This window comes from Saccharopolyspora flava (assembly GCF_900116135.1).
Classification (GTDB): domain Bacteria; phylum Actinomycetota; class Actinomycetes; order Mycobacteriales; family Pseudonocardiaceae; genus Saccharopolyspora; species Saccharopolyspora flava.
This window is the reverse complement of the sequence record NZ_FOZX01000014.1, coordinates 109,274-129,511: the sequence shown is the minus strand read 5'-3', so window position 1 is coordinate 129,511 and position 20,238 is coordinate 109,274. Positions and strand designations below refer to the sequence as shown.

Genomic DNA, 20,238 nt, shown 5'->3' with positions numbered 1-20,238 from the left:
AGGGGCGCCGCGACACGGCGGCGAACCCGCGCTCGAAGGCAGAGGCGTTCACACGGGCACCCTACGTCGCGGGGGTGATCAGGGTTCGCTGACCACCACGACGCCGTCGCTGTCGGCGTAGACGTACTCGCCGGGCACGAACTTCACGCCGCCGAGCTCGACGACCTCGTCGAGGACGCCTTCCCCGGTCTTGGTGGACTTGCGCGGGTTGGTCCCGAGCGCCTTCACCCCGAACTGCATGCCCCCGATGACGGCGGAGTCCCGGATCGCTCCGTTGACGATGATCCCGCTCCACCCGTTCGAGCGCCCCAGCTCGGCGATGACGTCGCCGACGAGCGCGGTGTGGATCGACCCACCCCCGTCGATGACCAGCACGGCCCCCTCACCGGGCGAGGACAAGGTCGACTTCAGCAGCGCGTTGTCCTGGAAGCAGGACACGGTCCGAACCCGCCCCTCGAAGGCCACCACACCCCCGAAGTCCCGGAACTGCACATCGCAGCTCCGCACCTCCGGCCCTTCCCGATCAGCCAGATCAGCAGTAGCCAAACCCATCAAGAACCTCCAAGAACGAAAGACGACCAGACCCTACCCACCAGTAACAAAAGAAGCCAAGAGACGAAAACCACCAACGTCAGGCAAGCACCGAAGGTGCTTTCTCCTTACCCCAAGCAAGCAACTGGCACCGCCGCGGGTTCTGACACGTCTTCTGGGGAGGACAGCCGACACGCCGTGTATTGGCCATACATAAGTCTCGGATCCCGGAGCCAGAAGGCGTGTCAGGTTCCGCTTCTGGCACCGCCAAGCAAAGAGACCACTGAGTAGTGTCACTAAACAGGACCAAAAGCAAAAACCGGGCCCAGGAGGAAACCCCCGAAGACCCGGTTTTCACACAGAGAAAAAACTAACGCCCCTTGCGCTCCCGGAGCTTGGCGAGCGCTTCGTCCAGGATCTTCATCCCGTCCTCATCACTCCGCCGCTCCTTCACATACGCGAGATGGCTCTTGTAGGGCTCGTTGCGCCGAGCGGACGGAGGGTTGGCCTCGTCCCGCCCTGCGGGCAGTCCGCAGCGCGGGCAGTCCCACTCCTCCGGCACTTCGGCGTCGAGCGCGAAGGACGGCCTGCTGTGGTGCGCGTTGGCGCACCAGTAGTCGATCCGCTTGCGCGGGGCTGCTTCGCCCCGCTCGTTCTCGCCGACCGCGGGGCCCGATCCCACGCGCGTGCCGCGAATGGCATTACCGCCAGTCATCCATCCTCACCCACCAAGCGGCCCGGGGTTGAGCGACCGTCCCGTGCTGCGGTCGATCAACCGATCTTGATCAACAGGCCGACGCCGACGATGGAGATGACCCACAGCGCCATGACGAACAGCGTCATCCGGTCGAGGTTCTTCTCCGCCACGCTGGAGCCGGCCAGGTTGGACTGCATTCCGCCGCCGAACAGCGAGGAGAGTCCGCCCCCCTTGGCCCGGTGCAGCAGGACAAGCAGCACCAGCAGGACACTCGTCACGATCAACATGATCTGCAGGAAAAGAGTCATATCGTCCTCGTTCGCACAGCGGTTCGCAACCTAGAGTACCGGCCCGCCGACCCCCAGTTGACCAGTCCACCCACTTACGGGTCCAGGTTGTCACACGTCGACCTGGGTTTCTTCGGCGGGCGACATTCCGCCAGCGGAGTTCTCGACGTGGATTTCACCCGAAACGACGAGGGGGCGCCACCGGGTCCGGTGACGCCCCTCTCGTGCGCAGGTCACGGGAGCGGGCCGCCCGCGGCCATGGCGGAGAGCTTGGCGAACTCGTCGGCGTTGAGGCTGGCGCCGCCGACCAGCGCGCCGTCGACGTCGGTCTGGCCGACCAGCTCGCCGATGTTGCTGGACTTGACCGAGCCGCCGTAGAGCACGCGGATCTCGTCGGCGATCTCCTTGCCGTACTTCTCGTCGAGCGCCTTGCGCAGCGCGCCGCAGACCTCCTGGGCGTCGGCGGCGGTGGCGACCTTGCCGGTGCCGATGGCCCACACGGGCTCGTAGGCGATGACCGCCTTGCGGACCTGCTCGGCCTTGAGGCCCTTGAGCCCGTCGATGAGCTGCGTGGTGCAGTGCTCGACGTGGCCGCCTGCTTCGCGGACGTCGAGGGCCTCGCCGACGCACAGGATGGGCGTCATCTCGTTCTTGAGGACCTGGCGGACCTTCTTGTTGACGATCTCGTCGGTCTCGCCGTGGTACTCGCGCCGCTCGGAGTGGCCGACGACGACGTAGCTGCAGCCGAGCTTGGCCAGCATGGGTCCGGAGACCTCACCGGTGTAGGCACCGGAGTCGTGCTGGGAGATGTCCTGCGCGCCGTGCTTGATCAGCAGCTTGTCGCCGTCGATCAGGGTCTGGACGCTGCGGATGTCGGTGAACGGCGGGATGACCGCCACCTCGACCTTGGCGAAGTACTTCTCCGGCAGCGCGAAGGCGAGCTTCTGCACCAGGGCGATGGCCTCGAGGTGGTTGAGGTTCATCTTCCAGTTGCCGGCGATGAGGGTCTGACGTGCCATCAGGCGTCACCTTCCAGGACCTGAACGCCCGGGAGGTCCTTGCCCTCCAGGTATTCCAGCGACGCGCCGCCGCCGGTGGAGATGTGCGAGAAGCCGTCCTCGGGCAGCCCGAGGGTGCGCACGGCCGCGGCCGAGTCGCCGCCGCCGACGACGCTGAAGGCCTCGGAGTCGACGATGGCCTGGGCGATGCCGCGGGTGCCCTCGGCGAAGGCCGGGAACTCGAACACGCCGGCCGGGCCGTTCCAGAACACGGTGCCCGCACCGCGAAGGATCTCGGCGAACTGCTCGACGCTGCGCGGGCCGATGTCGAGGCCCATCCAGCCCTCGGGGATGGCGTCGGCGTCGACGGTCCGCTTCTCGGCGTCGGCGGCGAAGCGGTCGCCTGCGACGATGTCGACGGGCAGCACGATCTTGTCGGCGGCCTCGGCGAGCAGCGCCTTGGTGTTGTCGATCTGGTCTTCCTGCAGCAGCGAGGAGCCGACGCCGTGGCCCTGGGCGGCGAGGAAGGTGTAGGCCATGCCGCCGCCGATGAGCAGCTTGTCGACCTTGGGCAGCAGGGCCTTGATGACGCCGAGCTTGTCGGAGACCTTGGAGCCGCCGAGCACGACCGCGTAGGGGCGCTTGGGGTCGCCGGTGAGGGTGCGCAGCACCTCGACCTCGGCGAGCACGAGGCCACCGGCGTAGGCGGGCAGCTTCTTGGCGACGTCGTAGACGGAGGCCTGCTTGCGGTGCACGACGCCGAAGCCCTCGGAGACGAAGGCGGCGCCGTCGCCGACGAGGGCGACGAGGTCGGCGGCCAGCGCTTCGCGCTCGGCGTCGTCCTTGCTGGTCTCGCGCGCGTCGAAGCGCACGTTCTCCAGCAGCGCGACGCCGCCGTCGGCCAAGCCGGCGACGGTGGACTTGGCGGACTCGCCGACCAGGTCACCGGCGAGCGAGACGTCGGCGTGCAGCAGCTCGCCGAGGCGCGCGGCCACCGGGGCCAGCGAGAACTGCGGGTCGGGCTCGCCCTTGGGGCGGCCGAGGTGGGCGGTCACCACGACCTGCGCACCGGCGGCGCTGAGCTTGGAGATGGTCGGCAGGGAGGCGCGCACCCGGCCGTCGTCGGTGATCTTGTCGCCGTCCAGCGGCACGTTGAGATCGGCGCGCACCAGGACGCGACGACCGCGCACGCCCTCGGACAGCAGATCGTCGAGGTTCTTCACGCTGCAAACTCCTCGTGAGACGGGAAGACCCGCATGAGCCGGGCGAATCCACTGCGGCTCATGCGGGTCTCCTTGATCTTTCACCACTCTCGCAACTTGCACCGCCGCGGGTTCTCAGACGTCTTCTGGTGAGGACAGCCGTAGCGCCGTGTATTGGTCATACATCAGTCTCGGATCCCGGAGCCAGAAGGCGTCTGAGGTTCCGCTACCCGCACCGCCATGCAGGCCGAGTGGTGGAATCAAATTCCCTTACTTCAGGAAAGCTTCGAGCCGACCAGGTTGACGAGGTCGGCGAGGCGGTTGGAGTAGCCCCACTCGTTGTCGTACCAGCCGACGATCTTGACCTGGTTGCCGATGACCTTGGTCAGCGGCGCGTCGAAGATCGTCGAGTGCGGGTCGGTGACGATGTCGCTGGAGACGATCGGGTCCTCGTTGTACTTGAGGATGCCCTTGAAGGAGCCCTCGGCGGCCGCGGCCTTGAAGGCCTCGTTGACCGACTCGACGGTGGCGTCCTTCTGCACGGTGGCGGTCAGGTCGGTGACCGAACCGGTCGGCACCGGCACGCGCATCGCGTAGCCGTCGAGCTTGCCGTTGAGCTCCGGGATGACCAGGCCGATGGCCTTGGCGGCACCGGTGCTGGTGGGCACCACGTTGACCGCGGCACCGCGGGCGCGGCGCAGGTCCTTGTGCGGGCCGTCCTGCAGGTTCTGGTCCGCGGTGTAGGCGTGCACCGTGGTCATCAGGCCCTGCTCGATGCCGAAGGTGTCGTTGAGGACCTTCACCATCGGCGCGAGGCAGTTGGTGGTGCAGGAGGCGTTGGAGATGATGGTCTGCGTGCCGTCGTACTTGTCGTCGTTGGCACCCAGCACCACGGTCAGGTCCTCGCCCTTGGCCGGGGCGGAGATGATGACCTTCTTGGCGCCGCCCTCGTCGACGTGCTTGCGGGCGTCGGCGGCGTTGGTGAAGAAGCCGGTGGACTCGACGACGACGTCGACGCCCAGGTCGCCCCACGGCAGCTTGCCCGGGTCGCGCTCGGCGAGGATCTTGATGAGCTTGCCGCCCACCTCGATGCCCTCACCGGTGACCTTCACCTCCTGGTCGAGACGGCCCAGGATGCTGTCGTACTTGAGCAGGTGCGCCATGGTCGCGACGTCGCCCAGGTCGTTGGCGGCCACGATCTCGATGTCGTGATCGCTGGCGGTCGCCGCACGCCAGAAGTTCCGCCCGATCCGACCGAAGCCGTTGATGCCTACGCGAACGGTCACGCCGATCTCTCCTCGTGACTGACCCGGCCGATGACTTCGGCGGGTGAGTTGATGGTCTCGCGCTCACCCTATCTGCCTCGGCAGACCCCGCACGGGGGCGGTCGCGGGCCCTCGGCGCGCGACCGGGCGAGCACTGCCGAGGATACTCGCGAAACCCGACACCGGGGGCGTCTTTGCAGTTCAGAAGCCCACGGCCGACCCTGTCGGGAATCCGCCACCGGTGATCGGCATCTCTGCACCGGTTCGGCCGGTTTCAGCCGGTTCGGGGGTCGCGTTCTCGTCGTGCGTCACCAGGGGACGGTTTTAGTGAGAACTGTCCGGACAAAACGGATATTGATCATGGGTGATTCGAGGAAAAACTGTCCCCTGGTGACGCACGACGACCAAGCCCGGGATCCGCGAGAAAGACGAATCCCCCTCGGAACGTGGTCCGAGGGGGATTCCGATCAGGCCTCGGCTTCGAGCATCTCCGCGGTCACGGCGGACTCGGTGTCCGGGACGCCGAGCTCGCGGGCGCGCTTGTCGGCCATCGCCAGCAGCCTGCGGATCCGGCCGGCGACCGCGTCCTTGGTCATCGGCGGGTCGGCGAGCTGGCCGAGCTCCTCCAGCGACGCCTGGCGGTGGGCCAGCCGCAGCCGCCCGGCGACCGTGAGGTGGTCGGGGGCGTTCGGGCCGAGCAGGTCCAGGGCGCGCTCGACGCGGGCCGCCGAGGCGACGGCCGCGCGGGCCGAGCGGCGCAGGTTGGCGTCGTCGAAGTTGGCCAGCCGGTTGGCGGTGGCCCGCACCTCGCGCCGCATCCGGCGCTCCTCCCAGGACAGCACGCTGGAGTGCGCGCCGAGCCTGGTCAGCAGCGCGCCGATGGCGTCGCCGTCGCGGACCACGACCCGGTCCGCGCCGCGCACCTCGCGCGACTTGGCCGACACGCCGATCCGGCGCGCGGAGCCGACCAGCGCCAGCGCCGCCTCCGGACCCGGGCAGGTGACCTCCAGCGAGGAGGACCGGCCGGGCTCGGTGAGCGAGCCGTGCGCCAGGAACGCGCCGCGCCAGGCGGCCTCGGAGTCGCAGGCGCCGCCGGAGACCACGTGCGCGGGCAGGCCGCGCACGGGACGGCCGCGCGGGTCGAGCAGCCCGGTCTGGCGGGCCAGGCCCTCGCCGTCCTTGACCACGCGCACCACGTAGCGGGTGCCCTTGCGCAGCCCGCCGGAGGTGATCACGTGCACGTCGGAGTGGTGGCCGAACAGCTCGTGGATCTCCTTGCGCAGCCTGCGCGCGGTGGATCCGCTGTCCAGCTCCGCCTCGACCACCACCCGGCCGGCCACGATGTGCAGTCCGCCGGCGAAGCGCAGCAACGACGAGACCTCCGCCCGCCGGCAGCACGTCTTGCTCACCGACAGCCGGCTCAACTCGTCCTTGACCGCCGCGGTCATCGCCACTGGTCCGTCCTCCTCTCCAGTGCGGCCCGCAGGCTCGCCGCGAGCGCCTGCGGGTCGTGCCGTCCCGGCACGGCGGGCGCGGCGATCTCATCCAGCAAGGTCTGCGCGCCCAGTCGCGAGGCCGCCGAGCGCAACCGGTCCGGAGTCGGTACCGAGTCCGCATCGGCCAGCACGGCGTCGACCTTCAGCCGGGGCGCGTGTTGCGAGAGTACGTCGAGGTGTTGTTCGGGCGAGAAGCCCGCCGTCTCACCCGGCTGAGGGATGAGGTTGAGCACCACGAAGCGCTTCGCCGAGGTGGTCACCAGAGCCTCGTGCAGCTCCGGGACCAGCAGATGTGGCAGCACGCTGGTGAACCAGGAGCCGGGTCCGAGCAGCACCAGATCGGCGTCGTTGACGGCCGCCACGGCCTGCGGGCACGCGGTCGGCTGATCGTCTCCGTTCGCGTGCAATCGCACCTGTTTCACCCGACCGGGTGTACTGGCCAGGGCGACCTGGCCGCGGATGGTGCGCACCGAGTCCGGATCGGAGTCCAGCCCGACCACGTCGCCGATCATGTCCAGCGGCCTGGTCGACATCGGGAGCACTCGTCCTCGCACACCCAAGAGCTTGCACGCGTGGTCAAGCACCTCCACCGGGTCCTGCAGCACCTCCAGCAGCCCGGCGAGCAGCAGGTTGCCGACGGCGTGCCCGGCCAGCGCCCCCGAACCGCCGAAGCGGTGCTCGAAGACCTCCGACCACAGCTGCGCCTCGTCGTCGCGATCGGCCAGCGCCGCGAGGGCTTTGCGCAGGTCACCGGGCGGGAGCAGGCCGAGCTCGCGGCGCAGCCTGCCGGAGGACCCGCCGTCGTCGGCGACCGTGACCACGGCCGTGACGTCGGGGGTGATGCACCGCAGCGCGGCCAGCGAGGCCTGCAGGCCGTGCCCGCCGCCCAGCGCGACCACGCGCAGCGGGCGTTCGTCGTGCTCGCCCGTCACTCGCGCCCCAGGTCCCGGTGGACCGTCTTGACCATCATCCCGTCGTCCTCGGCGAGCCGGCGCGCCAGCTCCTCGACCAGCGCGACGCTGCGGTGCTTGCCGCCGGTGCAGCCCAGCGCCAGCGTCAGGTAGCGCTTGCCCTCGCGGTGGTAGCCGGCGCCGACCAGCCGCAGCAGCTGCTGGTAGCTCTCCATGAACTCCTCGGCGCCCTCCTGGCCGAGCACGTAGTTGCGGACCTCCTCGTCGAGGCCGTTGAACTCGCGCAGCTCGGGGATCCAGAACGGGTTGGGCAGGAACCGGCAGTCCATGACCAGGTCGGCGTCCATCGGCAGGCCGTACTTGTAGCCGAAGGACAGCACGGTCACCCGGGTGCGGGTGCTGGCCTCGTTGCCGAAGGCGTCCTCGATCTTGGTGCGCAGCTGGTGCACCGACAGGCCGGTGGTGTCCAGCACCAGGTCGGCCTCCGAGCGCAGCCGCGACAGCAGCGAGCGCTCGGCGGCGATGCCGTCGGCCAACCGGCCGTCGCCCTGCATCGGGTGACCGCGGCGGACCTGCTCGAAGCGCCGGATCAGCACCTCGTCGGTGGCCTCCAGGAACAGCACCTTGGGCTTGTAGCCGCGGGCGTCGAGGTCCTTGATGACCGAGCCGAGGTCTTCGGTGAACGCGCGGCTGCGCACGTCCATCACCACCGCGACGCGGGTGATCTGGCCGCTGGAGCGGGCGCCCAGCTCGACCATGGTGGCGATCAGCTCCGGCGGCAGGTTGTCGACCACGAACCAGCCGAGGTCCTCCAGGCACTTGGCCGCGGTGCTGCGGCCCGCTCCGGACAGGCCGCTGACCACGGCGACCTCGATGCCCGAATGCTCGTCACTCACTTTGTTCCCCTTGTTTTCCGGCTGCCGGATCGGCCAGCGCCGCGTGCACGGTCTCCGCGGTGCTGCGGCCGATTCCGGGCACCGCCACGATGTCCTCGACCGAGGCCTGGCGAAGTCTCTTCACCGAGCCGAAGTGCTTGAGCAGCGCCGCGCGACGAGTCTCGCCGAGACCCGGGATGGAGTCCAATGTGGAGCCCGTCATCCGCTTGCCGCGCTTGGCGCGGTGATAGCTGATCGCGAAGCGATGTGCCTCGTCGCGGACGCGCTGCAGCAGGTACAGGGCCTCGCTGGTGCGCGGCAAGATCACCGGATCGGGGTCGTTGGGCAGCCACACCTCCTCGAGGCGCTTGGCCAGCCCGATCACCGCCACGTCGGTGATGCCCATCTCGGTCAGCGCGTCGGAGGCGACGTTGGCCTGCGGCCCGGCGCCGTCGATGACCAGCAGGTTCGGCGGGTAGGCGAACTTCTTCGGCCGCCCGGTCTCCGGGTCCAGCGGGCTGGCACCCTCCCCCTCGGGCGCGGCCTCCTTGGCGGTCTCGCTGAGGTAGCGGGCGAAGCGGCGGCGCACCACCTCGTCGACCGAGCCGACGTCGCCGCCCTCGGCGCCCTCGCGAACCTCGAAGCGGCGGTACTCGGACTTGCGCGGCACGCCGTCCTCGAAGACCACCAGCGAGGCCACCACATCGCTGCCCTGCACGTGGCTGACGTCGATGCACTCGATCCGCAGCGGCGCGGTGTCCAGGGCCAGGGCCTCCTGCAGCTCCTGCAGCGCCGCCGAGCGCGCGGTGAGGTCCCCGGCGCGGCGCAGCTTGTACTGCTGGAAGGCCTCCTTGGCGTTGCGCTCCACGGTTTCCATCAGCGCACGCTTATCACCGCGCTGCGGCACGCGCAGGCTGACGCGGCTGCCGCGCAGCTCGCCGAGCCAGCCGGCGATGGTCTCGGAGTCCTCGGGCAGCTCGGGCACCAGCACCTCGCGCGGCACCGGGCTGCCCCCGGCGTCGGCCTGGTCGGCCAGGGCCGCCTGCTCGCCGTAGAACTGGGTGAGGAACTGGGAGGTCAGCGCCGAGGTGTCCATCTGCTCGGCCTTGTCGATCACCCAGCCGCGCTGGCCGCGGACCCGGCCGCCGCGGATGTGGAAGACCTGCACGGCGGCGGCCAGCTCGTCCTCGGCGAAGGCCACCACGTCGGCGTCGGTGCCGTCGCCGAGCACCACGGCCTGCTTCTCCATCGCGCGGCGCAGGGCTTCGAGGTCGTCGCGCAGCCGGGCGGCGCGCTCGAACTCCAGCTCCGCCGAGGCCGCCTGCATCTGCTTGTCGAGCTTGCGCATCAGCTGGTCGGTCTGGCCGGCCAGGAAGTCGCAGAAGTCCTCGACGATGCCGCGGTGCTCCTCGGCGCTGACCCGGCCCACGCACGGCGCCGAGCACTTGCCGATGTAGCCGAGCAGGCAGGGGCGGCCGATCTGCGAGTGCCGCTTGAACACCCCGGACGAGCAGGTGCGCGCGGGGAACACCCGCAGCAGCAGGTCGAGGGTCTCCCGGATCGCCCAGGCGTGCGCGTAGGGACCGAAGTAGCGGACGCCGCGCTTGCGGGGGCCGCGGTAGACGTGCAGCCGCGGGTACTCCTCGTGCAGCGTCACCGCCAGCACCGGGTAGGACTTGTCGTCGCGGTAGCGGACGTTGAACTTGGGGTCGTACTCCTTGATCCAGGAGTACTCCAGCTGCAGCGCCTCGACCTCGGTGCCCACCACCGTCCACACCACTCCGGTGGCGGTGGTGACCATCTGCCGGGTGCGCGGGTGCAGCCCGGCGAGGTCGGCGAAGTACGAGGAAAGCCTGCTGCGCAGGCTCTTCGCCTTGCCGACGTAGATCACGCGCCCGGCGGCGTCGTGGAAGCGGTAGACGCCCGGGGCGTCCGGGATCGTGCCTGGTGCTGGTCGGTAGGTGGACGGGTCGGCCACGCCTCCAGCCTACGTGCGGTCCCCGACGGCCCGCGTCGGCGGCCTCGCCCCACGGGCGGTGCGGATCGGTGCACACTGGGTGGTCCACGATCTTTCCGCGTCCCCGGGAGGTCCGAGTTGAGCTACGCCAACACCAGTCCCGACCGAGGCAACCCCGATCGATCCGCCCCCGACCGCGCCGCGCTCACCGAGGTCGGACCCGGTGTGCACGCCTGGACGCAGCCGGACGGTTCGTGGTGGATCAACAACGCGGGCGCCGTGCTCACCGACGAGGGGATCGTGCTCGTCGACACCTGCGCGACCGCCGAGCGCACCCGCCGGTTCCTCGACGCGGTGCGCGCGGCGGCGCCCGACGCGCCGATCCGGTTCGCCGTCAACACCCACCCGGACGGCGATCACACCCACGGCAACGCGCTGCTGCCGGAGTCCACCGTCCTCATCGGACACACCGCGACCCGCGAGGCCGTCCTCGCCGACGCGGGCCTGCCGCAGCCGCCGCTGTGGGAACCCGCGCCCCGGTGGGAGATCGGCGAGCGCCGCGCCCCGTCGGTGGTGCTGCGCGACGCGCTGACGCTGCACCCGGGCGAGCGCGCGATCGAGCTGCACCACCCGGGTTTCACCGCCCACACCCCCGGCGACGTGGCGGTGTGGGTGCCGGACGCGGCGGTGCTGTTCAGCGGCGACCTGCTGGTCCACGGCGTGACGCCGCTGCTGCTGGCGGGCTCGGTGGAGGGCTCGCTGAAGTCGCTGGAGTGGCTGGCCGGTTTCCGGCCCACGGCGGTCGTTCCGGGCCACGGGCCGACGATGCCGGGTTCGGCGCTGCCCCGCGTCCTGGAGGACCACGCGCGCTACTACCGCTTCCTCCTGGACACCGCGCGCAAGGGCCGGATGGACGGGCTCTCCCCGCTGGAGGCGGCGCAGCGCTGCGACCTCGGTGAGTTCGCCAACTGGCGGGACGCCGAGCGCATCGTGCTCAACCTGCACCGCGCCTACGCCGAGGCCGACGACCGCGAGGTGGACCGCGACGCGGCCTTCACCGACACCCTCACCTACACCGGAGGACCCCTCACCACCCACGTCTGACCCGGGGGTCAGAGCGGACGCGGGATGCGGTCGTCGACCGGGGCGAGGGTGACCGGCAGGGCCGGGAGCGTCTGGTACCAGTAGGCCGTCGAGGAGACGTCGTCCGAGCGCTTGTTGGCGTGGCCGTGCTCGATGGTGGCCTTGATCGAGCGGTCGAACACGATCGGGTCCTCGATGTGGAAGCGGTAGTAGGACACCTGCCCGCTCCAGTTCTCCCCGCCGGGCATGGTGATCCCGTGGTACGGCCCGTGGAACTCCTGGTCCGGGCACCAGGCGGTGTTGAAGTAGTCCTCGGTGCCGGTGCCGTGCAACCGCGGCGGCCACGGCTCACCGTCGATGAAGAACATGTCGTCGCCCTCGCCGTACCAGTTCCACTCGCTGGTCTCGCGCAGGTTGTGCACGTTGAGGACGGTGCCGACGTAGTGGCCGCGCCCCTCGGCCTCCAGCATCACGAAGTTGCCCGCGCCGTCGGTGTTGTGGCCGCCGAAGAGGAACTCCTCGTTGGTCTGGTCGCCCTGCGGCACGCCGTCGGTCGGGTTCTGCCGCCGCCACTGCGCGTGGAAGTAGGCCAGCTCCGGATCGGCCTCGGCGTAGCTCTCGTAGTCGACGTAGAAGTAGAACGTGACCGGCTTGACGCTCATCTCGCTGATCAGCTCCACCCGGGCGCGACCGGCGAAGGGCATCGCGAACCAGCAGTTGAAGCCCTTGCCGTCCTGCGGGCTCATCTGCAGCGGCGCGGAGCTGAAGTTGACGCTGTGGGCGTGCCCGACGCCGAAGAAGTCGCCCAGCGGCACCAGCACCGCCGGGTGCGGCTGGTCGTCCCAGGTGATGCGCAGGACGAGCCTGCGCAGGTAGTCGGCCTCCAGCTCGGCGGGCTCACCGACGTGGTCGAGCGCGACGGTGCACCAGATGTGGGTGATCACCCCGGGCCCGGCGATGTCGGCGAGCATCCGGGTCTCCCCCGGCATCACGCGCACGTTGTCCTGGTTGCCGCCGGAGGTGTCCCAGCTGGACACCCTGCCGCGCCGCGTCGCCCGCAGTCGCGGCAGGTCCCTCAGACTACTCCCGAAATCCCCGTAACCGGCCACAACGGCCTCCCCAGTCGGCAGACATCAGTGTCGTTGATCACTGTCTACCATCCCGGGCGCCGCTGTCGCCCCTCTTTCACCGAGCCGGGGGCGTGTAGTTCTCGATGCGGCGCAACAGGTTCCGGATGCGGGCGCCGTAGATCGGCGAGAGCGCGTAGCCCGGGTAGCTGGCGAACCAGCTGGCGCTGCCGAGGCTGACCGCGTCGGCACCGGCCCAGAAGTACTCGCGGCAGTCGTCGAAGCTGCGGATGCCGCCGGTGGCGATGATCGGCAGCGTCACGTCGGCGTCGCGCAGCTCCTTGACCACGCGCAGCCCGATCGGCTTGATCGCGCGGCCGGACAGGCCGCCGAAGCCGTTCTTGAGCAGCGGGGTGCCGGTCTCCGGGTCGAGCCGCAGGCCCTTGACGGTGTTGATCGCGGTCAGCGCGGACACGCCGTGCTTGGCGGCCAGCCGCGCGTGCGCCACGTAGTCGTAGTCGGGCGAGAGCTTGAGGATCACCGGGTGGTTGCTGCGCGGCACGGCCTCGGCCAGCACGCCCTCGATGATCTGGTTGAAGTCGAAGTTGACGTTGTGGCAGGAGACGTTGAACTCCAGCGCGGCGATCTCGCCGGCGGGCACGGCCTCGTTGACCTTGTCGACCAGGGTCACGAACTCCTCGGCGGAGAAGCCGCCGATGGACATGATCGTGTTCTGCGCGCGGGTGCGCGGGTAGTAGTCGCGCAGGTAGGCGTCGATGCCGACGTTGCACCAGCCGAAGGCGTTGAGCCAGCCGCCGTCGACCTGGCGCAGCGCCTGGCCGTAGCGCTTGAGCAGGCCGGGCAGCTCGCGCAGCTCCCAGTCGTCCTTGGTGGTGAAGTGGCCTTCGCGGGGTTCGACCGTGACGGTGCGGGTGGTGACGGCGCCGAAGCGCTCCAGCGGCACGAAGTTCGAGATCGGGCTCATGCCGTAGGCCATGACCTTGGCGTTGGCCACGCCGTAGCCGAGCAGGCTGGACGAGGTGACCAGGCGGTTGCGGAGCCGGATGTCGCCCAGCCGCACACCGGGCTCGGCGCTCTCGTCCCGCACCAGATGAAGGTTGCGCTCCTGGGCCACGCTCACGATTCCTCCTACTGCACCCCGTCGACCGGCCACCGCCCATTGTCCCTCACGACGGGCTCCGCCCCCATGCGGGTTCGCACACACCCACTCGTGGAGCATTGCGGTTCGAACACCGATCCTGTTCGATAGAACACGTGGAGAGTTCGGAACGACGCCAAGCCATCATCGAGCGGCTTCGGCAGGCCGAGCGGGTGACCGTCGCCGAGCTCGCGGTGGCGACCGGGTGCTCGGAGATGACCATCCGCCGCGATCTCGACCAGCTCGCCGAGGAGGGCGTGCTGCGGCGGGTGCGCGGCGGCGCGGTGAGCTACCTGCGCGGCCAGTCCGACCCGTTCTCGCTGCGGGAGCGCGACGCCGCGGAGGTCAAGCAGCGGCTGGCCGCCGAGGTCGAGTCGCTCATCGCCGACGGCGAGTCGGTCATCGTCGACAGCGGTTCCACCACGCTGGAGGTCGCCCGCAGGCTGGCCGCGCGCCGGGTGACCGCGGTCCCGCTGGACATGCACTCGGCGAACGCGCTGAGCAACGCCCCCGACGTCGAACTGCTGCTGCCCGGCGGCCGGGCCAAGCCCGGCGAGCTGTCGTTCGTCGGGCACCTGACGGAGAACTCGCTGCGCGCGCTGCGCGTCGACACCACCGTGCTCGGGGTGTGCGGCCTGTCGGCGACGCGCGGCCTGACCGCCCACAACCTGGAGGAGGTCCCCATCAAGAACGCCGCCACCGATGCCGCGCAGCGCGTGATCGCGGTGTGCCACGGCGCCAAGTTCGCCCGCACCGGACTGGGTTTCGTCTGCCCGGCGACGAGCCTGGACGTGGTGGTCACCGACCGCAGCGCTCCCGCCGAGTCGCTCGCCGAACTGGAAGCGGCCGGCGTGGAGGTGCGGGTTGTCTGAAACCCTCTCCGCCCCACCGGTTTCCGCGCGCTGGGGGACGATCGGCTACTTCGTGGCCACCGGTGCGGCGCTGGGCACCTGGACCTCGCGGATCCCGGCGATCAAGCAGGACCTGGGGCTCGACGACGGCCGGATGACCATCGCGCTGTTCGCGATCGCGGTCGGGTCGGTGCTGGCGATGCAGGTCGTCGGGCACCTCGCCGACCGGTTCGGCAGCGCCCGGGTGCTCGGCCCGGCCGGGCTGGCGATGGCGGCGAGCCTGCTGGTGCCGGGCTTCGCCGGGTCGCTGCCGGTGCTGGTGGCCGGGCTGGTGCTGTTCGGCGCCGGGCACGGCGTGGTCGACGTGGCGATGAACGCGCACGCGATGCAGGTGCAGCGGCACTACCCGAAGCCGATCGTGATCACCTTCCACGCGCTGTTCAGCGTCGGCGGCCTGATCGGTTCGAGTGTCGGCGCGCTGGCCGCGCAGCTCGGCACGCCCGTGCCGCCGCACTTCGCGCTGGCCGCGCTCGGGCTCGCGGTGCTGGTGGAGGTCTCGCGGCGGCGACTGCTGCCCGCCGAGCCGCACCAGACGGGCGGGCCCCGGGAGCGGGCGCGCGGCATGTCGCCGGCGATCCTGCTGCTGGGCGTGCTGGCGTTCAGCTGCTCGCTCGGCGAGGGGTCGATGGCCGACTGGTCGCCGCTGTACCTGCACGACGAGCTGCGCACGAGCCCGGCGATCGCGGCCGTCGGCTACGCGGTGTTCTCCACGATGATGGCCGTCTGCCGGTTCCTCGGCGACCACCTGGTGTCCCGGTTCGGGCCGGTGGCGCTGGTGCGCACCTGCGGGCTCATCGCGGGTCTGGGCATGGGCGCCGGTCTGCTGGCGCACCACCCGGTCGCGGCGATCGCCGGTTTCGCCCTGTTCGGCGTCGGCCTGTCGTGCATCATCCCGCAGGTCTTCAGCGCCGCGGGCAGCCGCGACCCGGCCCGCGCCGGGCGCGACCTCGCCCAGGTCAGCACCCTCGGCTACGGCGGTCTCCTGGCGGGCCCGGTCATCATCGGCGTCATCACCCACTGGACCGACCTCACCGCAGCCCTGCTCGTCCCGGCCGCACTCGCCCTGGTCGTGGCCCTGGCGGCCCCCGTCGTCCGCCCCCGCCCCGCAGCGAGGTGAGCGATTTCCACGGAAATCGGGTGCCCGGGCGGGAGATGCGGGGTCGTGGTGCCGCCGGGGTTCGGTGCGACGACAATGGACGGTGAACGTTTCCGCACTGCTAGGAGCACTTCGTGAGCAACGAGAAGCCCGTCGTCGAGGCCCCCACCGGCGAGCCGTCGCCGGAACTGGTGATCGAGGACCTCATCGTCGGCGACGGCCCCGAGGCCAAGGCCGGCGACAAGGTGTCGGCGCACTACGTGGGCATCTCCCACAGCACCGGCAAGGAGTTCGACGCCAGCTGGAACCGCGGCCAGCCGCTGGACCTGCAGCTCGGCGCGGGCATGGTCATCGAGGGCTGGGACAAGGGCCTGCAGGGCATGAAGGTCGGCGGCCGCCGTCGTCTCTCCATCCCGCCGCACATGGGCTACGGCCCCCGCGGCGTCCCCGGCGTCATCGCCCCCAACGAAACCCTCATCTTCGTCTGCGACCTCGTCTCCGCAGGCTGAGACTCCCCAACCCGACACCCCGGTCAAATACCGCAGGATTCGACCGGTCAAAAACCGCAGGATTTGTCGGGTCGAATACCGCAGTTTTTGGCCCGACGAATACCGCAGGTTTTGGCGTCGTGCGGGGTGCGGGTGTGCGAAGAGCCCCGGTGATCGTGGTGATCGCCGGGGCTCTTCGCGTGCGTTCTGGCCTGGTCAGGCGTGGATGGTGCGGCGGAGTTCGCGGAGTTGGCGCATGGCCGTGACCGCGTGGTCGCCGTCGGCGGCCTGCACGGCCATGACCGGGACGTACTCGTCGTCCGGGAGCTCGATGCGGGCCCACGGCGCGCCGTCGGGGAACGTGACGCCCTGCACCAGGTCCCACGGGACCCGCTGGGTGCCGATGATGTTGCGGACCTCCAGCCCGTCGGCGTCGGCGCGCAGCCTCGGCCGGGTCAGCAGCATGACGCCCGCCGCCAGCAGCACGCCGAGGAAGCCCATCGCGATCTGGTCCGAGACGCTGAACACCGCACCCGTCGGGGTGTCCCGCAGCAGCGTGCCGACCAGCGCGAACACCACCACCAGCACGATCGCGATCGGGATCGCCACCCGCCGGACCTTGACCGGGCGCACCTCCACCGCCCCGGCGCTCACAGGAACCCCCGGTCGCCGTCGACGCCGCCGCGCAGCTCGCGCAGCACCAGCGCGGTCTCCAGCGCCGCCGCGGTCGCCTCGAAGCCCTTGTCCTCGACGGAGTCGGGGAACCCGGCGCGGGCCACCGCCTGCTCCAGGTCGTCGGTGGTGAGCACGCCGTTGCCGACGGCCGTGGACTCGTCCAGCGACACCCGGGTCAGGCCCTGGGTGACCGAGTCGCACACGTACTCGAAGTGCGGGGTGCCGCCGCGGATGACCACGCCCAGCGCCACCACCGCGTCGTGCGAGTGCGCCAGCTGCTGGCACACCACCGGCAGCTCCACCGAGCCCGGCACGCGCACCACGGTCGGCTCGGCGATGCCGGCCTCCTTGGCCGCCTCGACCGCGCGGTCGAGCATCTGGTCCACCAGCTTCTCGTGCCAGCGGATCGCCGCGATCCCCAGCGTCAGGTCACCGGCCTGCGGCACGCTGACCCGAGGCCGACCTTCCCCACTCATGAGCGCTTCGCCTCTCCCTGTTCCGCCTCGCCGACCGCTGTCACGCGGTCACGCCCGCGTCGCCGCTGATCGACGAGTCCTCGCCGTCGTCGAGATTGTCCAGGACGTGGCCCATGCGGTCGCGCTTGGTCCGCAGGTAGCGGATGTTCTCCGGGTTCGGGCGGATCGGCAGCGGCACGCGGTCGACGATCCGCAGCCCGTAGCCCTCCAGCCCGATGCGCTTGGCCGGGTTGTTGGTGAGCAGCCGCATCGACTTGATGCCCAGGTCGCAGAGGATCTGCGCGCCCTGGCCGTAGTCGCGGCTGTCCACCGGCAGGTCCAGCGCGACGTTGGCGTCGACGGTGTCGGCGCCGTCGTCCTGCAGCTGGTAGGCCTGCAGCTTGTGGATCAGGCCGATGCCGCGTCCCTCGTGGCCGCGCATGTAGAGCACCACACCGCGCCCGGCCTCGGCGACCTTGGCCATCGCCGCGTCCAGCTGCGGACCGCAGTCGCAGCGCAGCGAGCCGATGACGTCGCCGGTCAGGCACTCGGAGTGCACCCGCACCAGGATGTCCTCGCCGTCGCCGATGTCGCCGTAGACCATCGCCAGGTGCTCGATGCCGTCGAGCGTGCTGTCGTAGCCGACGGTCCGGAACGTGCCGTGCACGGTCGGGATGCGGGCCTCGGCGACCCGCACGACCTGCTTCTCGAAGCGACGCCGGTAGGTGATCAGGTCGGCGATGGTGATCAGCGCCAGGTCGTGCTCGTCGGCGAAGACCTCCAGCTCGTCCCGGCGGGCCATGTCGCCCTCGGACTTCTGGCTGACGATCTCGCACAGCGCGCCCGCCGGGCGCAGACCCGCCAGCCGGGCCAGGTCCACCGACGCCTCGGTGTGGCCGGGACGGCGCAGCACGCCGCCCTCGCGGGCCCGCAGCGGCACCACGTGACCGGGCCGGGTGAGGTCCTTGGGCGTGGTGTCGGCGTCGGCGAGCACCTGCAGCGTCCTGGCGCGGTCGGCGGCGGAGATGCCGGTGGTCACGCCCTCGGCGGCGTCCACGGTGACCGTGTACGCGGTGCCCTTGCGGTCCTGGTTGGAGTGGTACATCGGCGGCAGGTCGAGCCGGTCGCAGTCCTCGGCGGGCATGCCGACGCAGATGTATCCCGAGGTGTAGCGGACCATGAAGGCCACCAGCTCCGGCGTGGCCTTCTCCGCCGCGAAGATGAGGTCGCCCTCGTTCTCGCGGTCCTCGTCGTCGACGACGACCACCGGCTTGCCGGCCGCGATGTCGGCCAGCGCCCGCTCGATGGTGTCGAACTTGTTCGTGCTCACCGTTTCCGAAACCTCGTCCTCGGGGTTCATCGCGCCTCCCTGATGCCGCCATTGTCCCCCGTCACCGCGGGTCCACCAGCGCCGTGCGCGGCCAGCTGAGCTGCGGAGAGCCGCTCCAGGTGCTTGGCCAGCACATCCACTTCGATGTTCACTTCGTCACCCGCGGCGCGTCGGCCGAGGGTCGTCAGCTCCTTGGTGGTGGGGATGAGCGCGATGGAGAACCGCGCGGGCTCCCCGTCGACGACCTCGACGACCGTCAGCGAGACGCCGTCGACGGTGATCGACCCCTTCTCCACCAGGTAGTGGGCGAGGTGTCCCGGCAGGTCGAACGAGGTCAGGCCGGTGGCCTCGTCGGTGCCGCGCAGCACGGCCGTGCCGTCGACGTGGCCCTGCACGATGTGCCCGCCGAGGCGCTCCCCCAGCGCCATGGCGCGTTCCAGGTTGACCCGCTCACCTGCGGTGATGTGCTTGAGCGAGGAGCGGCGCAGCGTCTCGGAGACCACGTCGACGGTGAACGTCCCGCCCTCGGTGGTGACCACGGTGAGACAGACGCCGTTGACCGCGATCGAGTCGCCGTGCTTGGCGTCCTGGGTGACCACCGGACCGGTGATGGTCAGCCGCGAGCCGTCCTCAAGGGGCTCCACGGTCTCGATGGTGCCGAGTTCCTCGACGATCCCGGTGAACACTGCTGCCTCCTGCCTGCCCTGCGGGCCCCGCTGCCCGCCGCCCGGACCGCTAGTCCTGCGGGACGGCGCTGATGCGCACGTCCGGGCCACTCATCGTCGTCTCTTCGATTCGCAACCGCCATGCCTGCGAGATGCTTCCCACGCCCGCGTCTCCCAGCGCGGCGGGTCCCGATCCCAGCAGCGCGGGGGCGACGTAGGCCAGCACCCGGTCGACCAGGCGCGCCCGCCAGAAGGCGCCGGCCAGCGTCGGCCCGCCTTCCAGCAGCACGTCGACCGCGCCGCGGCGGGCGAGCTCGGCCAGGGCCGCGGCGGGGTCGCCACCGGGCAGCCGGACGGTCTCGGCGGAGTCGTCGAGGACGCGGGCTCCCGGTGGGATCTCGCGGTCGCCGATGACCACGCGCAGCGGTTGCCGGTCCAGCAGAGCGCCGCCCGGGTCGCGGGCGGTCAGCTGCGCGTCGTCGGCGAGGATCGTGCCGGTGCCCGCGACGATGGCGTCCATCGCCGCGCGAACCCGGCCCACCTCGGCCCGCGACTCCGCGGAGCTGATCCACTTGCTGGTGCCGTCCGCGGCCGCCGAACGTCCGTCCAATGTGGCCGCGTACTTCCAGGTTACATGCGGGCGTCCGGTGTGGACGAAGTGCAACCAGGCCCGCAGCGGACCTTTCGCGACCTCGTCGCGGAGCAGACCACTGTGGACGTCGACCCCGGCGGCGCGCAGCACCTCGGCGCCACCGGCGGCCGACGGATTCGGGTCGGAGACGGCGTGCACGACGCGGGCCACCCCGGCGGCGCGCAGCGCCTCGGCGCACGGCGGGGTGCGGCCGGTGTGCGCGCAGGGTTCGAGGGTGACCACGGCGGTACCGCCCTCGGCGCGCGGACCGGCTTCGCGCAGCGCGTTGACCTCGGCGTGCGGGCCGCCGGGCGGGCTGGTGGCGCCGGTGCCGGCGACCTCGCCGCGCGCGTCGAGGATCACGCAGCCCACGGGCGGGTTGGGGCTGGTGGTGCCCCGGACCCGCTCGCCGGCCGCGATCGCGGCGCGCATCGCCCGTGCTTCGACCTCAGCGGTCAT

The 20,238-nt window shown here is 70.7% G+C and carries 21 protein-coding genes; 4 read left to right on the top strand and 17 right to left on the bottom strand.

What is annotated here, in order from left to right; all coding sequences use genetic code 11:
- Window positions 1-78 precede the first annotated feature (78 nt).
- The 10 genes from rraA to uvrC all read right to left on the bottom strand — a co-directional run bounded on the left by rraA (window position 79) and on the right by uvrC (window position 10,240).
- Window positions 79-552 carry a ribonuclease E activity regulator RraA gene (gene rraA, locus BM424_RS27180; RefSeq protein ID WP_093423852.1) on the bottom strand — a complete coding sequence of 158 codons (474 nt, stop codon included), beginning with the start codon at window positions 550-552 and terminating at the stop codon, window positions 79-81.
- A gap of 349 nt (window positions 553-901) precedes the next feature.
- Window positions 902-1,246 carry an RNA polymerase-binding protein RbpA gene (locus tag BM424_RS27175; protein WP_093423849.1) on the bottom strand — a complete coding sequence of 115 codons (345 nt, stop codon included), beginning with the start codon at window positions 1,244-1,246 and terminating at the stop codon, window positions 902-904.
- A 56-nt stretch (window positions 1,247-1,302) separates the two neighbouring features.
- Complete coding sequence (secG, locus tag BM424_RS27170; protein ID WP_093155681.1) at window positions 1,303-1,536, bottom strand: preprotein translocase subunit SecG; 234 nt, start codon at window positions 1,534-1,536, stop codon at window positions 1,303-1,305.
- 212 nt (window positions 1,537-1,748) lie between these two features.
- Window positions 1,749-2,534: a triose-phosphate isomerase gene (tpiA, locus tag BM424_RS27165; protein ID WP_093423846.1), complete on the bottom strand. Its 786-nt coding sequence runs from the start codon at window positions 2,532-2,534 to the stop codon at window positions 1,749-1,751.
- Window positions 2,534-3,736 carry a phosphoglycerate kinase gene (locus BM424_RS27160; protein ID WP_093423844.1) on the bottom strand — a complete coding sequence of 401 codons (1,203 nt, stop codon included), beginning with the start codon at window positions 3,734-3,736 and terminating at the stop codon, window positions 2,534-2,536. The genes tpiA and BM424_RS27160 overlap by 1 nt, the downstream gene beginning before the upstream one ends.
- Window positions 3,737-3,990: 254 nt before the next feature.
- Entirely contained in the window at window positions 3,991-5,001 is a 1,011-nt protein-coding gene (gap, locus tag BM424_RS27155) for a type I glyceraldehyde-3-phosphate dehydrogenase (protein ID WP_093423841.1), read from the bottom strand.
- Between the two features lie 446 nt (window positions 5,002-5,447).
- Complete coding sequence (whiA, locus tag BM424_RS27150) at window positions 5,448-6,434, bottom strand: DNA-binding protein WhiA (RefSeq protein ID WP_093423839.1); 987 nt, start codon at window positions 6,432-6,434, stop codon at window positions 5,448-5,450.
- Window positions 6,425-7,381, bottom strand: a complete 957-nt coding sequence (locus tag BM424_RS27145; RefSeq protein WP_093423901.1) for a gluconeogenesis factor YvcK family protein — start codon at window positions 7,379-7,381, stop codon at window positions 6,425-6,427. Before BM424_RS27145 ends, whiA begins: the two co-directional genes overlap by 10 nt.
- A gap of 23 nt (window positions 7,382-7,404) precedes the next feature.
- A complete protein-coding gene (rapZ, locus tag BM424_RS27140; RefSeq protein WP_093423837.1) occupies window positions 7,405-8,283 on the bottom strand; it encodes an RNase adapter RapZ in 879 nt (292 codons plus the stop codon).
- On the bottom strand, window positions 8,276-10,240 hold the full coding sequence (uvrC, locus tag BM424_RS27135; RefSeq protein ID WP_093423835.1) for an excinuclease ABC subunit UvrC: 1,965 nt from the start codon (window positions 10,238-10,240) through the stop codon (window positions 8,276-8,278). The genes rapZ and uvrC overlap by 8 nt, the downstream gene beginning before the upstream one ends.
- 117 nt (window positions 10,241-10,357) lie before the next feature.
- Here uvrC and BM424_RS27130 point away from each other — a divergent pair, with 117 nt between their 5' ends.
- The gene (locus BM424_RS27130; RefSeq protein WP_093423832.1) at window positions 10,358-11,323 is read left to right on the top strand and encodes an MBL fold metallo-hydrolase; all 966 of its coding nucleotides are present in this window, start codon (window positions 10,358-10,360) and stop codon (window positions 11,321-11,323) included.
- 8 nt (window positions 11,324-11,331) lie between these two features.
- On the opposite strand, the gene BM424_RS27125 is transcribed toward BM424_RS27130, so the two are convergent.
- Together BM424_RS27125 and BM424_RS27120 are read right to left on the bottom strand one after the other, a co-directional pair.
- Complete coding sequence (locus BM424_RS27125; protein ID WP_425442081.1) at window positions 11,332-12,339, bottom strand: glycoside hydrolase family 172 protein; 1,008 nt, start codon at window positions 12,337-12,339, stop codon at window positions 11,332-11,334.
- Between the two features lie 148 nt (window positions 12,340-12,487).
- Window positions 12,488-13,510: a beta/alpha barrel domain-containing protein gene (locus tag BM424_RS27120; RefSeq protein WP_245776166.1), complete on the bottom strand. Its 1,023-nt coding sequence runs from the start codon at window positions 13,508-13,510 to the stop codon at window positions 12,488-12,490.
- Window positions 13,511-13,644: 134 nt separating this feature from the next.
- Between BM424_RS27120 and BM424_RS27115 the strand changes: the two genes are divergently transcribed.
- The 3 genes from BM424_RS27115 (at window position 13,645) to BM424_RS27105 (ending at window position 16,044) form a co-directional block, all read left to right on the top strand.
- Entirely contained in the window at window positions 13,645-14,400 is a 756-nt protein-coding gene (locus tag BM424_RS27115) for a DeoR/GlpR family DNA-binding transcription regulator (protein ID WP_093423825.1), read from the top strand.
- On the top strand, window positions 14,393-15,556 hold the full coding sequence (locus BM424_RS27110; protein ID WP_093423822.1) for an MFS transporter: 1,164 nt from the start codon (window positions 14,393-14,395) through the stop codon (window positions 15,554-15,556). The genes BM424_RS27115 and BM424_RS27110 overlap by 8 nt, the downstream gene beginning before the upstream one ends.
- Window positions 15,557-15,669: 113 nt before the next feature.
- Window positions 15,670-16,044 carry an FKBP-type peptidyl-prolyl cis-trans isomerase gene (locus BM424_RS27105; protein ID WP_093423820.1) on the top strand — a complete coding sequence of 125 codons (375 nt, stop codon included), beginning with the start codon at window positions 15,670-15,672 and terminating at the stop codon, window positions 16,042-16,044.
- A 195-nt stretch (window positions 16,045-16,239) separates the two neighbouring features.
- Here BM424_RS27105 and BM424_RS27100 read toward each other — a convergent pair whose 3' ends face one another.
- Genes BM424_RS27100 through ribD form a run of 5 tightly spaced genes read right to left on the bottom strand, consistent with a single transcriptional unit; the run spans window position 16,240 to window position 20,238 of the window.
- Window positions 16,240-16,677, bottom strand: a complete 438-nt coding sequence (locus BM424_RS27100; protein WP_093423817.1) for a PH domain-containing protein — start codon at window positions 16,675-16,677, stop codon at window positions 16,240-16,242.
- Window positions 16,674-17,174: a 6,7-dimethyl-8-ribityllumazine synthase gene (gene ribH, locus BM424_RS27095; RefSeq protein WP_093423815.1), complete on the bottom strand. Its 501-nt coding sequence runs from the start codon at window positions 17,172-17,174 to the stop codon at window positions 16,674-16,676. The genes BM424_RS27100 and ribH overlap by 4 nt, the downstream gene beginning before the upstream one ends.
- Before the next feature lie 40 nt (window positions 17,175-17,214).
- A complete protein-coding gene (locus BM424_RS27090; RefSeq protein WP_093423812.1) occupies window positions 17,215-18,513 on the bottom strand; it encodes a bifunctional 3,4-dihydroxy-2-butanone-4-phosphate synthase/GTP cyclohydrolase II in 1,299 nt (432 codons plus the stop codon).
- Complete coding sequence (locus BM424_RS27085) at window positions 18,510-19,169, bottom strand: riboflavin synthase (protein ID WP_093423810.1); 660 nt, start codon at window positions 19,167-19,169, stop codon at window positions 18,510-18,512. The genes BM424_RS27090 and BM424_RS27085 overlap by 4 nt, the downstream gene beginning before the upstream one ends.
- Window positions 19,170-19,218: 49 nt before the next feature.
- Window positions 19,219-20,238 carry a bifunctional diaminohydroxyphosphoribosylaminopyrimidine deaminase/5-amino-6-(5-phosphoribosylamino)uracil reductase RibD gene (ribD, locus tag BM424_RS27080; RefSeq protein WP_093423807.1) on the bottom strand — a complete coding sequence of 340 codons (1,020 nt, stop codon included), beginning with the start codon at window positions 20,236-20,238 and terminating at the stop codon, window positions 19,219-19,221.

Excerpts from the sequence above, each read along its gene's own strand:
- rraA (WP_093423852.1), bottom strand. The coding sequence starts at position 552 with ATGGGTTTGGCTACTGCTGATCTGGCTGATCGGGAAGGGCCGGAGGTG.
- BM424_RS27175 (WP_093423849.1), bottom strand. The coding sequence starts at position 1,246 with ATGACTGGCGGTAATGCCATTCGCGGCACGCGCGTGGGATCGGGCCCC.
- secG (WP_093155681.1), bottom strand. The coding sequence starts at position 1,536 with ATGACTCTTTTCCTGCAGATCATGTTGATCGTGACGAGTGTCCTGCTG.
- tpiA (WP_093423846.1), bottom strand. The coding sequence starts at position 2,534 with ATGGCACGTCAGACCCTCATCGCCGGCAACTGGAAGATGAACCTCAAC.
- ribH (WP_093423815.1), bottom strand. The coding sequence starts at position 17,174 with ATGAGTGGGGAAGGTCGGCCTCGGGTCAGCGTGCCGCAGGCCGGTGAC.
- BM424_RS27090 (WP_093423812.1), bottom strand. The coding sequence starts at position 18,513 with ATGAACCCCGAGGACGAGGTTTCGGAAACGGTGAGCACGAACAAGTTC.
- ribD (WP_093423807.1), bottom strand. The coding sequence starts at position 20,238 with ATGACCGCTGAGGTCGAAGCACGGGCGATGCGCGCCGCGATCGCGGCC.